The organism is Pseudoalteromonas aquimarina (assembly GCF_049257255.1).
Lineage (GTDB): Bacteria > Pseudomonadota > Gammaproteobacteria > Enterobacterales > Alteromonadaceae > Pseudoalteromonas.
Window position 1 is genome coordinate 1 of the sequence record NZ_JBMMUG010000002.1, and the last position, 14,183, is coordinate 14,183.

Annotated in this window: 16 protein-coding genes and 1 tRNA gene; 7 read left to right on the forward strand and 10 right to left on the reverse strand. The window is 40.9% G+C overall.

Translation table 11 applies throughout. The annotated features are described in order from the left end of the window. The coding region (locus AAEU29_RS04815; RefSeq protein WP_421972301.1) for an IS4 family transposase at positions 1-445 on the forward strand (445 nt) is incomplete at its 5' end. A gap of 53 nt (positions 446-498) precedes the next feature. Here AAEU29_RS04815 and queE read toward each other — a convergent pair. After that, the gene (gene queE / locus AAEU29_RS04820) at positions 499-1,164 is read right to left on the reverse strand and encodes a 7-carboxy-7-deazaguanine synthase QueE (RefSeq protein ID WP_421972302.1); all 666 of its coding nucleotides are present in this window, start codon (positions 1,162-1,164) and stop codon (positions 499-501) included. A gap of 98 nt (positions 1,165-1,262) precedes the next feature. Here queE and queC point away from each other — a divergent pair, with 98 nt between their 5' ends. After that, positions 1,263-1,922, forward strand: a complete 660-nt coding sequence (queC, locus tag AAEU29_RS04825) for a 7-cyano-7-deazaguanine synthase QueC (protein WP_421972303.1) — start codon at positions 1,263-1,265, stop codon at positions 1,920-1,922. A 133-nt stretch (positions 1,923-2,055) separates the two neighbouring features. Next, positions 2,056-3,492, forward strand: a complete 1,437-nt coding sequence (locus tag AAEU29_RS04830; RefSeq protein ID WP_421972304.1) for a YfcC family protein — start codon at positions 2,056-2,058, stop codon at positions 3,490-3,492. A 51-nt stretch (positions 3,493-3,543) separates the two neighbouring features. Here AAEU29_RS04830 and AAEU29_RS04835 read toward each other — a convergent pair whose 3' ends face one another. The 8 genes from AAEU29_RS04835 to rlmE all read right to left on the reverse strand — a co-directional run bounded on the left by AAEU29_RS04835 (position 3,544) and on the right by rlmE (position 10,469). Beyond that, entirely contained in the window at positions 3,544-4,125 is a 582-nt protein-coding gene (locus AAEU29_RS04835) for a GNAT family N-acetyltransferase (RefSeq protein WP_421972305.1), read from the reverse strand. A gap of 176 nt (positions 4,126-4,301) precedes the next feature. Further along, positions 4,302-4,388 (reverse strand) — tRNA-Leu (locus tag AAEU29_RS04840). Positions 4,389-4,402: 14 nt separating this feature from the next. After that, entirely contained in the window at positions 4,403-4,759 is a 357-nt protein-coding gene (gene secG, locus AAEU29_RS04845; RefSeq protein ID WP_421972306.1) for a preprotein translocase subunit SecG, read from the reverse strand. 2 nt (positions 4,760-4,761) lie between these two features. Continuing rightward, positions 4,762-5,511 (reverse strand): triose-phosphate isomerase, encoded by a 750-nt coding sequence (tpiA, locus tag AAEU29_RS04850; RefSeq protein ID WP_421972307.1) that lies wholly within the window; start codon positions 5,509-5,511, stop codon positions 4,762-4,764. Between the two features lie 62 nt (positions 5,512-5,573). After that, positions 5,574-6,932 (reverse strand): phosphoglucosamine mutase, encoded by a 1,359-nt coding sequence (gene glmM, locus AAEU29_RS04855; RefSeq protein WP_421972308.1) that lies wholly within the window; start codon positions 6,930-6,932, stop codon positions 5,574-5,576. Next, positions 6,922-7,770 (reverse strand): dihydropteroate synthase, encoded by an 849-nt coding sequence (gene folP, locus AAEU29_RS04860; protein WP_421972309.1) that lies wholly within the window; start codon positions 7,768-7,770, stop codon positions 6,922-6,924. Before folP ends, glmM begins: the two co-directional genes overlap by 11 nt. Before the next feature lie 50 nt (positions 7,771-7,820). After that, positions 7,821-9,773 (reverse strand): ATP-dependent zinc metalloprotease FtsH, encoded by a 1,953-nt coding sequence (gene ftsH, locus AAEU29_RS04865; RefSeq protein WP_421972310.1) that lies wholly within the window; start codon positions 9,771-9,773, stop codon positions 7,821-7,823. 66 nt (positions 9,774-9,839) lie between these two features. Further along, the gene (gene rlmE / locus AAEU29_RS04870; protein ID WP_372767644.1) at positions 9,840-10,469 is read right to left on the reverse strand and encodes a 23S rRNA (uridine(2552)-2'-O)-methyltransferase RlmE; all 630 of its coding nucleotides are present in this window, start codon (positions 10,467-10,469) and stop codon (positions 9,840-9,842) included. 86 nt (positions 10,470-10,555) lie between these two features. On the opposite strand from rlmE, the gene yhbY reads away from it, so the two are divergent. After that, on the forward strand, positions 10,556-10,852 hold the full coding sequence (gene yhbY / locus AAEU29_RS04875) for a ribosome assembly RNA-binding protein YhbY (RefSeq protein WP_038640790.1): 297 nt from the start codon (positions 10,556-10,558) through the stop codon (positions 10,850-10,852). Between the two features lie 33 nt (positions 10,853-10,885). On the opposite strand, the gene AAEU29_RS04880 is transcribed toward yhbY, so the two are convergent. Next, positions 10,886-12,037: a serine hydrolase domain-containing protein gene (locus tag AAEU29_RS04880; RefSeq protein WP_421972311.1), complete on the reverse strand. Its 1,152-nt coding sequence runs from the start codon at positions 12,035-12,037 to the stop codon at positions 10,886-10,888. Positions 12,038-12,232: 195 nt separating this feature from the next. On the opposite strand from AAEU29_RS04880, the gene AAEU29_RS04885 reads away from it, so the two are divergent. Genes AAEU29_RS04885 through AAEU29_RS04895 form a run of 3 tightly spaced genes read left to right on the forward strand, consistent with a single transcriptional unit; the run spans position 12,233 to position 14,182 of the window. Further along, positions 12,233-13,069 (forward strand): MipA/OmpV family protein, encoded by an 837-nt coding sequence (locus tag AAEU29_RS04885; RefSeq protein WP_421972312.1) that lies wholly within the window; start codon positions 12,233-12,235, stop codon positions 13,067-13,069. Further along, complete coding sequence (locus AAEU29_RS04890) at positions 13,059-13,484, forward strand: DUF3019 domain-containing protein (RefSeq protein ID WP_421972313.1); 426 nt, start codon at positions 13,059-13,061, stop codon at positions 13,482-13,484. The genes AAEU29_RS04885 and AAEU29_RS04890 overlap by 11 nt, the downstream gene beginning before the upstream one ends. Beyond that, positions 13,484-14,182 (forward strand): response regulator, encoded by a 699-nt coding sequence (locus AAEU29_RS04895; RefSeq protein ID WP_421972314.1) that lies wholly within the window; start codon positions 13,484-13,486, stop codon positions 14,180-14,182. Before AAEU29_RS04890 ends, AAEU29_RS04895 begins: the two co-directional genes overlap by 1 nt. The last annotated feature ends 1 nt before the right edge of the window (position 14,183 follow it).

Here is a 14,183-nt window from a genome sequence, read left to right on the forward strand (position 1 = left end):
GGCGTTAGAAATAATTAGCTACTACGAACATCGATGGTTAGTCGAGGAATATCATAAAGTGTGGAAAAGTGATGGCACTGACATAGAAAGCTTACGTCTACAAAGCCAAGAAAACATGGAAAGATTAGTCACTATTCATGGTTTTATCGCTACACGTATATTGCAACTAAAATTCGCACGTAATCTGCCTAACAATCCAAGTTGTGAGCAGGTATTATCGGGTAAAGCTAGGAAGCTTTTATGGCTAAAGAGAGTAAAAGCGACGTTACCAGACACCGCTCCCAATATGAAATGGGCTTATGAGGAACTTGCTAGGCTTGGTGGTTGGAAAGATACGAAACGCACAGGACACGCTTCAGTTAAAGTGCTAATGCAAGGGTGGCTTAAACTGCAAGCCATCCTTGAAGGCTACGATTTAGCTAAGTCTCTTGAGTCTGACTTGTGATCAAGAGACAGCTTAAAAGCGCCTTTTTTATTTCACAAAGCTAACTAAAAAAGTTAAGCAATGCCAATGTACTTATGTACTTGAACCGATAAACGCCAGTTCTTTGCCTTGCACACTTCAATTGCTAAGCGAGTGGCTTTGGCTTTTTGGCTGATTGGTTGTAGGTAAACTAATGCCGGTGTATGGCCCGCTGCTTCAAACAATTCTTCTAATTCTTCAACATGGCGCATCATCGCAACGGGATGTTTAATTTCATTAGCTCGATGAATAGCGCTTTTTAATACCTCATAACCACCACGCATATTAATTTTTGGTGATACAGTAACCCATGTTTCTGTAGGTGCTAGAATTTCAAATGTGCCACTGGTTTCAATTTGCGTGGTAAATCCGTTTTCGTGAAGTAAATTACAGAGCGGGTTTAAATCATACATACATGGCTCACCGCCGGTGATCACAATATGTTTTGCTTGATATTGTTTATCAACTATAAGTGCAAGGATCTGCTCAGCGTTACAGTTAGCAAAATAATCTGAGTCTGCTTTTTTCTCTACTGTCTCAGCAAGATCAACTAAATAAGTATCGTCCGTGTGCCACGTTTGCTTGGTATCACACCAAGCACATCCTACAGGACAGCCCTGTAAGCGAATAAAAATAGATGGACAGCCTGTAAAGCTTGCCTCACCTTGAATGGTTTCGAATACTTCGTTAATTTTGTACAACGTACGCCTCAAATTACTGCTAGATTTGTCTTCAGGGTCACGAAGGTGTAGACTATCGCGCCCGCAAAAACCGCTATTATAGCTAAAGTGAGAGAAATATGTCGCAAAAAGTTGTTGTAATTTACTCTGGTGGAATGGATTCGTATACCGTTTTAAATAAAGCCATTCGCCAAGGTTATGAAGTGTATGCACTTTCGTTTGATTACGGCCAGCGTCATGTTAAAGAATTAAAAGTTGCTGCGGACGTATGTGCTGAACTAGGTGTATCTCATAAAGTTGTTGATATCTCGGCAATCAACCAATTAATTGGTGGCTCATCACTGACCGATGATATTGATGTACCAGAAGGTCATTACGAAGAAGAAAGCATGAAATCAACGGTTGTTCCCAACCGCAATATGATTTTATTGTCGCTTGCTGTGGGTTATGCAGTATCACTTAAGGCAAATAAAGTGTTTTACGGAGCGCACTCTGGCGATCATGCTATTTACCCAGACTGTCGTCCAGAGTTTGTTAAGAAAATGGACGATGTTTGCCGTATCGCTAACTACGAAGAAGTAGAAATTGTTAGCCCGTATTTAAATAACACTAAAATAGAAATCTTAACCGATGGCTTAAGCATGGGTTTAGACTACAGCAAAACATGGACCTGCTATAACGGTCGTGAAAAAGCCTGTGGCAAATGCGGTGCATGCCAAGAGCGTTTAGAAGCCTTTGAGCTTAATAACGCAAGTGATCCACTCCCTTATGAAGGTTAATTAATCCTTTATAGAAAAGCACTCTAACAGGTGCTTTTTTTATATATGCCATTCTAATTTGTTTACAAAACTCCCTTTTTAAGATGTTTAATTACGCATAAACTAGTGCCCTTTCCCACAACTGGACTTATTTATGCCTAAGACATTGAAAGTACCTCATACGCTGGTTTTACTATTAGCGATGATGTTTGTCGCTTACCTTGCTACTTGGATTGTACCCCAAGGTTTTTTTGATACTGTAGAAACCGCAAATGGCCGCCAAGCCGTTGTACCTGGCACTTATCAAGTTGCTCAAGAAAGTAATTACCTTACCCCTTGGGATTTTCTTACTGCTATACCGCGTGCATTTGCCGCTGCACAAGACGTTATCTTTTTTGTTTTAATTGTTGGCGGTGTGCTTGCAATAGCACGTGCTACAGGCACAGTAGATGCGTTAATCGGCCGTTTATTAGAAAAACATGGCGATAAGCCACAAAAACTCATTTTTGCAGTGGTATTTTGTTTTGCCCTTGCATCAAGCGCAATTGGTACAGCAGGCGAATACATTCCTTTTGTGCTTATATTGGTAGCACTGTGTAAAGCCATGCGCCTAGACGCCATGACAGCTGTGGGAATGATTGTTGCCGGATATGGTATTGGCTACGGTGTATCAGCATTTAACCCATTTACCGTTTTAATTGCACAGCAAATTGCCGAAGTGCCGGTTTATTCAGGCCTATGGTTACGCTTAGCGATTTTTGTCCCATTTGTATTAATTGGTTTTCATCACGTGTGGTCTTATACCAAACAAGTACAGGCTGATCCGTCTCGCTCGTTAATGGCGGGGATTCCTTGTCCATTAGAAGGAAAAGAGACTCACGACTACCCGAAATTAAATCGTCGTCACCAACTGGTATTATTAAGCTTTATTGCCACCTTAGTGATTGCCGTTTGGGGCATCGCAACTAAAGGTTGGTATTTATATGAGCTCGGCGGTTTGTTTGTTGCTTGGGGCCTTGTGATTAGCGTGTTAGGTAAACTTGATGCTAACACTGCTGCAAACAAGTTTATTGAAGGCACCTCAGATTTAGTAACAACTGCAATATTAATCGGTGTTGCACGTGGTATCGCACTTATTCTTGATGACGGTAAAATTCTTCACTCGCTTGTTTATGGCATGAGCTTACCACTTTCATATGTGAGCGCTGAGATTTCCGCTGTTGGCATGCTTGTTATTCAAACTCTACTAAATACCTTTATTCCTTCAGGTTCAGGCCAAGCATATGTGACTATGCCGCTAATGGCACCTCTTGGTGATTTAGTGGGTGTACCACGCCAAGTTGCGGTACTTGCATATCAATTTGGTGATGGTTTTTCCAATATGATAATCCCAACCAATGCAGTATTGATGGGCATTATCGGTATGGCAGGTGTGCCATATGGCCAGTGGTTTAAGTTTTGCTTACCGTTATTAATTAAATTGATGATTGCCGCTTCAGTGGTACTAATTGCAGCCACTTTCTTTGGCTATGGCTTAGATGTACAACCACAAATAGCTGAAGTAACAAACCAAATAACAACGAATAGCTAAACCTATTCCAATCAAAAAGCCACCGAATGCGGTGGCTTTTTTGTATCAAACCTATTTACAGAGTTTAGTTAATAATTGCTCTTTCACAGTTAGCCATTCCCTATTAATAATCGAATAGACAACGGTGTCTCTAATACTGCCATCATTAAGGATCTGGTGGTTACGTAAAATACCATCCTGCTTCGCACCTAATCGTTCAATTGCGGCTCTAGATGCATCATTTTTAATATGTGTACGAAACTCAACAGCAATTGCCTCACATTGCTCAAACAACTGCTCTAACAGAAGGTATTTACATTCTGTATTAACTGCTGTTCGTCTAACCGAGTTTGCATACCAAGTATATCCAATTAACGCGCGTTTATTCTTACAATCGACATCATAATAGCGTGTCGTGCCAACTATTTGATTTGTCTTTTTATGACGCACTGCGTAAGCGATATTGCCTTTTTCCATCTGACTAATCGCCGCAGCAACATATTGTTCCATGCTGTCTGGCGTTGGTACATTAGCAAACCATAACTTCCAATGCTCACCGTCTTTTACCGCATTAATAAGTTTACCTAGATGGGCTTGGGAGAGTGGCTCCAAAACCACGTGTTGACCTTCAATAATCTGTTTTTTAATCCACATATTTTGTGTTTCTTATTATAAATAAATGGGGTATTCGATAATCTGAAAATAGATTTTCTTAACTCAAAAAATGAGTTTATCTTGTTCTGGCATATAAAGTAGTTAAAACATATCAAATACTAGTTATAAAATTTAGACATAAAAAAACCCAAGCGATTGCTTGGGTTTTAAATACATGGTGCGGATGGAGGGACTTGAACCCTCACGTGATTGCTCACACAGCGACCTCAACGCTGCCTGTCTACCAATTCCAGCACATCCGCAAAGATGTTATTTATTAGTTTGGAACGTCGTTGCTTTTATTTTCAGAAGCAGGAACGTCTTTATCTTTTGGTTCAGCAACTACTGTTGTTGCAGCAGGTGCGTCTGATGATAAATCTGACCATTCGTCAGTCTTTTTAATCTGACCTGCTGTTAAGTTACCTAACACAATGCTTAACACAAAAAATACAGTTGCTAAGATTGTGGTTGTTTTAGTCATAAAGTTACCAGCACCGCTTGAACCGAATACGGTTGCAGATGCACCAGCACCAAATGATGAACCCATATCAGCACCTTTACCTTGCTGGATTAAAACAAATCCAATTAAAGCAAGTGCTACGATAAGATAAACTACTAATAAAATTTCGTACATTGTTAGCCATTTCCTTTTGCGCTATTACAGATGGTTGCAAAGCTATCAGCTTTAAGGCTTGCTCCGCCTATTAGACCGCCATCAATATCAGGTTGCGCAAATAATTGTTCGCTATTGTTCTCGTTAACACTACCGCCATAAAGCAGTTGTATTTTTGCAGCTAACTCGCTGTTAAGTTCAGCCAGCTTGCTACGAATAAATTTGTGCACAGCTTGTGCTTGTTCAGGCGATGCAGTTTTACCTGTGCCTATTGCCCAAACGGGCTCGTATGCTATCACACTATTAGCAAGTGCATCTACACCTAATTTGCTAATAATCGCATCAATTTGCTGCCAAACAACCTGTTCGGTTAATTCTTGTTCACGTTCTTGTTCACTTTCACCAACACATAGGATGGGTGTTAAGTTGTTTTCTTGCGCTTTTGCAAATTTTGCAGCAACTGTTTCGTTACTTTCACCGTAAATTGCTCGTCTTTCTGAGTGACCAACTAAGGTGTAATTTGCGCCTAGAGCGTGAATCAATTGGGCGTCAACTTCACCAGTAAATGCACCTGCATTGTTTTCTGAGACAGTTTGAGCGCCGGCTTTCAAACCTGCATCTAAAGCAGATTTAATTAAAGGAAATGGCGGGAAAACTAAAATATCAACGTCTGACGTATCAATTTTAGTGATTACTTCGGCAAGTTCAGATACCAGCTCAAGTGAACCGTTCATTTTCCAGTTACCAGCAACCATAGGTTTGCGTAATGCCATTGCTTACTCCAATTTAGAAAGCGAGCAGGATGTTATCCTGACTCGCAAAAAGTTACAAGGGGTTATTGTGCGTTTTCGAGTTGTTTGCTTATAGATTCAACAACATCAGCAATTTTCTTTGAAAAATCGAAGACTTGTTTTTCTTTTTCAGCTTCAACCATAACGCGGATAACAGGCTCTGTACCTGATTTACGAATAAGTACGCGACCCTTTTCACCAAGCTGTTGTTCCACTTCAGCAATCGCCGCTTTAACATCATCACTTGCAAGTGGTTCAGTGCCCTTTGCATAGCGCACATTGATCATGTTCATCGGGTATTTTGTAAAGCCTTGGCCTAAGTCTTCAAGGGTTTGATTCGTTTCAACCATAGCTGCAAGCACTTGTAAGCTTGAAATAATGCCATCACCGGTTGAAATGCGATCTAAATTGAGAATATGCCCTGAGCTCTCGCCGCCAATTTTCCAACCTTTTTGCTTTAATAGTTCTAATACGTAACGGTCACCCACTTTAGAGCGGACAAACTCAACACCTAGTGATTTAAGCGCATTTTCAAGGCCCATATTTGACATTACGGTACCAACAACACCGCCACCAAGTTCGCCTTTCTCGAACGCGTATTTCGCAATGATATAAACAATATCATCACCATCGAAGACTCGGCCTTTATGGTCAACCATCATTACACGGTCACCATCACCATCGTATGCAATACCAACATCGGCTTTTACTTCAAGCACTTTTTGCACCATGGTATCAACATGAGTTGCACCACATTTTGCATTGATATTGATACCATTTGGCTCACACGCCACTTTGATCACTTCAGCGCCTAATTCGCGCATTACATCAGGAGCTATGTGGTACGTTGCACCATTGGCACAATCAACCACAATACGTAAGCCCTCTAGCGATAAAGCGCTTGGAAATTGGCTTTTACAATATTCGATATATCGCCCTGCTGCAGTATCAAGACGCTTTGCTTTACCAAGGGATTTTGAAGAAACGCACGTCATCTCTTCATCCATCATAGCTTCAATTTCAAGCTCAAGTGCATCATCAAGCTTAGTGCCCTGCGATGAGAAAAACTTAATACCATTATCTTGATACGGATTATGAGATGCACTGATAACAATACCCGCTTCGCCGCGGAATGTTTGTGTTAAATACGCAATTGCAGGTGTTGGCATTGGACCAAGCAAAATTACATCAATGCCAGCAGCGACCAAACCTGCTTCGAGTGACGTTTCTAATAGGTAACCCGAAATACGCGTATCTTTACCAATAATGACTTTTTTAGTGCCAGCTTTAGATAGCACTTTACCCGCTGCCCAACCTAGCTTTAATGCAAATTCAGGGGTAATTGGGAACTGCCCCACCTCACCACGGACACCATCGGTGCCAAAATATTTTCTATTGCTCATTTGTAATTCCTTGTTCACAGGCTCGCCATACATCAAGTGCATCGGCAGTTTCTGTAACATCATGTACACGAATAATCTTAGCGCCCTTTTGCGCGGCAATAAGTGCTCCCGCAACTGAGCCAGCTAAACGCTGATCTACATCGCGTCCTAATAAATTACCAATCATCGACTTGCGAGATAACCCCGCAAGGACTTCGCATCCCATTATTTTAAACTCGTCTATGTATTTTAAAATTTGGTAGTTATGCGCAAGTGTTTTACCAAAACCAAACCCTGGGTCGAGAATAATTCTATCGCGAGTTATTCCAGCTTTCTCACACTCAGCAATTCGCTCGACAAAGAACTGTTTAATATCATTTATTAAATCTATGTACTGAGGGTTTGCCTGCATAGTGCGCGGTTGCCCTTGCATATGCATTAAACACACTGGCACACCGAGCTCAGCTGCTGTTGCCAACGCATTAGGTTCTTGTAATGCGCGTACATCATTAATGATATCAGCTCCTGCATGCACTGCTTGGCGCATCACTTCTGCTTTACTGGTATCGATAGAAATAATGCAATCTGATTTTTCTCGAATTGCTTTAATCACAGGTATAACACGTGAGAGTTCTTCTTCTAGGGCAACATCTGGGGCACCTGGACGGGTTGATTCGCCACCTATATCAATAATAGTTGCGCCATTTTTAAGCATCGCCAACGCAGAAATGACAGCGCTGTCGAGATGTTGATAACTGCCGCCATCAGAAAAAGAGTCTGGAGTAAGATTCAATATACCCATGATATGGGTTTGGCTTAGGTCTAATACCTTGCCATTTGGTAAATTGATTGTAGACATAGGAATGTAGATTTAAAAAAACCCCGAGTAGCTCGGGGTTTTTAGGGTTGTTAGTTTACCGATGGTTGGTCGGTATCATCAAGTTTATTTTCAGGTTTTTTCTCTGTTTCAACCTGTTTTTCTGCTTGAGGTACATCATCAGCTGTTGCGCCTGCACTTGGCTTATCGTTATCTTTACGATCATGCGCATCGCGCGGTGGACGCACTTCACGACGTGCCATTAAGTCATCAATTTGAGCTGCATCAATGGTTTCGTACTTCATTAACGCATCTTTCATTGCATGAAGAATATCCATGTTTTCTTTTAGAATATCTTCAGCACGTTTGTAGTTACGATCTGAGAAGTCACGTACTTCTGCATCAATCAGCTTAGCTGTTTCACCAGACATACTCTTGTTCTGAGTTTGACTGCGACCCATAAATACCTCGCCCTGCTCTTCAGAATAAAGAAGCGGACCCAATTTTTCACTTAATCCCCATTGCGTAACCATTTTGTGTGCAATGCTGGTTGCACGTTCAATATCGTTGCTTGCACCGGTAGTCACTTTATCTGCGCCGTAGATTAACTCTTCAGCAATACGGCCACCATATAGGCTCGAAATCATCGACTCTAAGTGTTGCTTTGAATGACTTACGCGGTCTTGCTCTGGTAAATACATAGTCACACCAAGGGCACGGCCACGCGGAATGATTGATACCTTGTAAACTGGATCATGCTCTGGCACTAATCGGCCAACAATTGCGTGACCAGCTTCGTGGTAAGCCGTCATTTCTTTTTCTTGCTCGCTCATCACCATTGACTTGCGCTCTGCGCCCATCATGATTTTATCTTTAGCGGCATCAAATTCAGCCATGCTCACAACACGTTTGTTACCACGTGCAGCAAATAGAGCAGCTTCATTTACAAGGTTTGCAAGATCTGCACCCGAGAATCCTGGTGTACCACGTGCAATTACTGCTGGCTCAACATTATCTGCCAGAGGAACTTTTCGCATGTGTACTTTAAGAATTTGTTCACGACCACGAATATCAGGTAGACCAACAACAACTTGACGGTCAAAACGACCTGGACGTAATAGCGCTGGGTCTAGTACATCTGGACGGTTAGTAGCAGCGATTACAATAATACCTTCATTGCCTTCAAAACCATCCATTTCAACAAGCATTTGGTTCAGTGTTTGCTCACGCTCATCATGACCGCCACCAAGACCTGCACCACGTTGGCGACCTACCGCATCAATTTCATCGATAAAGATGATACAAGGCGCAGCCTTCTTAGCTTGTTCAAACATGTCACGTACACGTGAAGCACCAACACCAACAAACATTTCAACGAAGTCAGAACCTGAAATTGTAAAGAATGGTACTTTTGCTTCACCAGCAACCGCTTTAGCAAGTAGCGTTTTACCAGTACCCGGAGGACCTACCATTAGTACGCCTTTCGGAATGCTACCGCCCAATTTTTGGAACTTTGATGGGTCACGTAAGAAGTCTACTAACTCGGTAACGTCTTCTTTTGCTTCATCACAACCAGCAACATCAGCAAATGTTGTTTTAACTTGGTCTTCGCTCATTAAGCGCGCTTTGCTCTTACCAAATGACATAGCACCTTTACCGCCACCGCCTTGCATTTGGCGCATAAAGAAAATCCAAACACCAATAAGCAGTAACATCGGGAACCATGAAATGAAAATGGTCGCAAGAAGTGATTGTTCTTCAGGCTCAACACCCTCAACAATAGCACCACCCTTAATAAGTTCATCAACAATGTACTGGTCGTGCATTGGGATCACAGTTTTAAACTGCTCACCATTTAATTTAGTGCCGTAGACAATGCCTGCTGTGCGATCAAATTTCGCTTCGCGCACTTGTTGTGCACGGGCATCCTTTACAAACTGCGAATATGCGAGTTGGCGATTAGAACCTTCACCCGGATTGAAACTCTGGAATACCGACATCAATACAACGGCGATAACCAACCAGAGAATTAAATTTTTAGCCATATCACTCAAGGCATTAACCTCTTGTCTTATCTAACAATGAAAAAATGTTTTACTTTAAATACTGTACTACAGTTTGTAACCTGTCGCTACTATATAAACTTCGCGAGAGCGCGCTCGAGAAGAGTCTGGTTTGCGTATCTTTACAGTTTTAAAACTATTACGTAAATCTTTTACAAATTGATCAAATCCTTCTCCTTGGAAAACTTTGACAGCAAAATTACCGTTTTGTTTAAGCACTTGGTGACACATATCAAAGGCAAGTTCCACTAAATACATGCTACCAGCTTGATCTGTCACGTTATTTCCGCTCATATTAGGTGCCATATCTGACATAACTAAATCAACGTTTTTACCATCAATTCGTGTTAACAGTGCATCCAATACTGCCTCTTCACGAAAATCACCTTGTAAGAATTCTACGCCTGGCAGGGGGTCCATTGGTAAAATGTCACAAGATATTACAGTGCCGTTGTCGCCTACTTTATCAGCTGCATATTGCGACCAACCACCAGGAGCGGCACCTAAATCCACCACAGTTAAGCCTGGGCGAATTAATTTATCTTTTTTGTCGAGCTCTTCTATTTTAAAGTAAGCGCGCGAACGATACCCGAGTTTACGGGCTTCATTGGCATATACATCATCAAAATGCTCTTTTAACCAGCGTTTTGAACTAGCCGAATGCTTTTTATTAGACATTAAATTCTACTCTAGAATTAGTATTATTGTTTATATGGCGGTAGAATACCCTTAATTCAAGATTATTTCTGCGAAATTTACTAAATATGAAGTTATCAAACAAACAAAAGCAGTTTTTAAAAGGCGAAGCACACGCGTTAAACCCTGTTGTTCTTTTAGGTGCAAATGGCTTAACTGAGGGTGTTCTTCTCGAAATTGAAAACGCACTTGAAATTCACGAATTAATCAAGGTGAAAGTGCCTACAAGTGATCGCGAAACAAAAGCGCTAATTTTTGAAGCAATTGTTCGCGAAACTGGTGCTATCAAGTTACAAACAATTGGTCACATTATCGTGCTTTATAAACAAAGCGAAGATAAAAAGATCCAATTGCCAAAAGGTTAATTCAAATCGAATATCAACCTAAAAAAACGCGCTTTATGCGCGTTTTTTATTGTATTGCTTTAATGTCATATCGAGAAAATCGGTTGTTAACTCATTTAAAATGCCCGCTTCTGCATTAATCATTAAGCTAAAACCCAATTCTAATCTCGGGATCACTAACAGATCTGCGCGATAACCTTGCACCCAGCCACTGTGGTAATAAATGGTCTCACCTTTGTAATCATAAATCCGCCAACCCAAACCATATTGCGCTTTTTTGAGTTTTGAACGCCAAACCCTGCGTTTTAGCTCTTTTTTAGTATTTATTTGAGGTGTTGTTTGCAGCGCTAAAGATTCTTTTGATAGTACACTTGGGTATTCACCTAACTGCGCTTTTAACCATTGCACCATATCACTGGCACTCGCATTAACGCCAGCAGCTGGCGCTACCTTATAATAATTTGGTTTTAATTTTGTAGTGTACCAACGCTTCCGCGCTCTTACATGAGGATGAGCGTAGTTATCATCTTTGGTCATCTCATTTAAGCCTAAGCTGGCATTTTTCATATTTAACGGCTTAAACAAGAATTCATTCACCCAAGTGTCGTAATCCATCTGGGTGGATTGTTCAATCACATCGCCGATTAAACTAAACATGACATTTTGATAACCATAACACCTGCCCGGCGAACAAATCGGTTCCACTTCTGCCAGTTTCACTTTAATTTTGTCATACGGCATACGTGATTCAATTAAATTATCGTAGGCATTAGGCACAAGACCACTGCTATGACTCAGCAAATGTGATACACGCAGTTTTTTATCGCGACTATGAAAATGAAAATCAGGCAAGTATTTTGTGACTGTATCATCAAGCTTTAAATGACCTTCGCTTGCAAGCTTTGCAGCCAAAGAGCCCGCAAATGTTTTTGAAACAGACGCCAAACGAAAGCGTGTATTACTGTCGACTGGATTACCACCCACACGCTTTGTTTTGCCATAACCATAAGCAAACTCGCCGCCATCTACTTTAACAACAGAAAGTGCCGCACCAGGAATACCTTTTTTTCGCAGCTTAGCCACCATGGATGTTTTATAGCTCTGAACAAAACGATCAAACTCAACATTCTGCCCCGCATTATCAAGACTATCGGCAGAGACAAAGAAATTAAAACTCAATAAAAATGAGAAAAACAAAAACCGCATATATATCGCTATTCTCGGAATAATTACGCACATAGTTTAACAAGCATCAGGCAATGATGCAGGGGAAATTGTTAATTTATTTTTAATCAAAACTTCACCACTACATTTTTTTACAGGTGAACTACACATTTATACATATAATGCGTATTTTAGTAATCAGCACACAGCATCTGTTAAAACAACAATAATTTAAAAATGAATAAACTTACAACGACATTATTTTTTATCTGTTTACTTGTTTCAGCCCCAAGCATCGCTAGTAATCGCCTTTATGCCGACAATACACTTGAAGCAAGCGATGGCTTTACTTGGGATTGGAGTTTTGGTGCTGGTTACTATGTCGATAAAAATTACCTTCAAGGTATTGATTACCAAGATGGCCTCGAACTCAATATTAATGTCGCAATTAACTACGATAAGTTTTATTTCGATGTTGATAATTCACAACTCTCAGGTGGTTTAACTATTGGTTATAACTTGGTTGACAAATATGACTGGAGTTTAGATTTATTTGCGATTAATGCGCACGAAGGTTTTGACGAAACTGGTACCTTCTACGATGAAGATTTAGTTTACGAGTTACGCGGCATTAAAGAGCGTGAAGACGATTTTAACGCAGGACTTCGTTTAACCCGTAAAGAAAAAACTCACCAAGTTTCTTTTGAATTACTGCAAGACATTTCAGGTGCACATAAAAGTTTATGGGCAAGTGGCTTTATAAGTACCATTCAAGATTACCGTAATTGGGAGTTTAGAGTGGGCTCAGGCCTTAATATCTACTCATCAGAATTCACAGGTTACTACTTTGGTGTCGATGCCAGTGAAGCGATTGAAAATGTTCGCCCTATTTACGACCCAAGTATTGCCTACAGTGTGACATTTGAATTTCACGCGGAATACCCAATTAACGAGAACTGGGTATTTTTAGGCGGCTGGTTATCCTCTTGGTATTCTAAAGAAATAAGTAACAGCCCGCTTATTAGCAACAGTTTAGTGCACAGAGCTAAGGTTGGCATTCGCTATGTATTTTAACCTTAGATTCGTTTTAATTAAGCTAAAGCTGATTGCACTTTTAGTGTTTACTAGCACCAGCTTTGCCAATACAGAAAAACCGGTAAACAACCCTTTTACTGATCCCGAACTCGCCATTTTTCCAGAAAAATGTGTTGCGCTCAGACAAGGTAAGCACTGTTATACCAAGTTAAAGTTTCAGTGGCATGCGCCTGTTCGCGGTGATTATTGCATTCGCACAGTTAGCGACCAGAAGTTAATTCGCTGTTGGTACAATAGTACGTTTGGTGAACTAGACAGTGAATTTAATTCTCCCGAAGCCAAACTCTATGAGCTAGTTGAAATTGGTTCAGGCCAAGTAAGCAAACAAGTAGAAATGAAGGTAAATTGGGTATATACCAATAAACGCAAAAAACGTCGATGGAGACTGTTTTAATGGATATTGCAAAAAAAATACTATTAGTTGAAGACGACACGTCACTTGCTCAATGGGTAAGCGAATATCTTGTTGAACAAGGATTTGATGTCGCTTTGTGCCAGCGTGGTGATGAAGCGGTTCAAGCGGTTAAAAAGCATAACCCCGATTTGGTTTTGCTTGATTTAATGCTTCCTGGCAAAGATGGCATGAGTGTCTGTCGTGACTTACGTGTTTTTTATCACCAGCCAATCATTATGATGACTGCCAAAGGCGACGAAATTGATGAAGTCCTCGGCCTAGAAGTAGGCGCGAGCGACTACGTTATTAAACCTGTACGCCCGCGCGTATTGCTTGCTCGAATTAATGCAGTACTTCGTGAAAAGCAAGGCTCAAACGATAGCAGTAGCGATGAAATAAACATAGGTAGCTTGCAAATTGATACGCTTTCGCGCGATGTATTTATGGATCAGCAAAAGCTCGCGCTTTCCAACGCAGAGTATTCATTATTGTATTTCTTAGCATCAAATGCCGATCAAATTCTCGACCGAGACAGTGTATTTTTGGCAACAAAAGGCCGTGAATACGATGGCTTAGACCGCAGTGTCGATGTGCTTATTTCTGCTCTTCGCAAAAAAATTGGTGATGACCCACAAAGTCCAAGCAAGATTAAAACAATCTGGGGCAAAGGCTACTTATTTGTCAGCCAAGCTTGGTAAA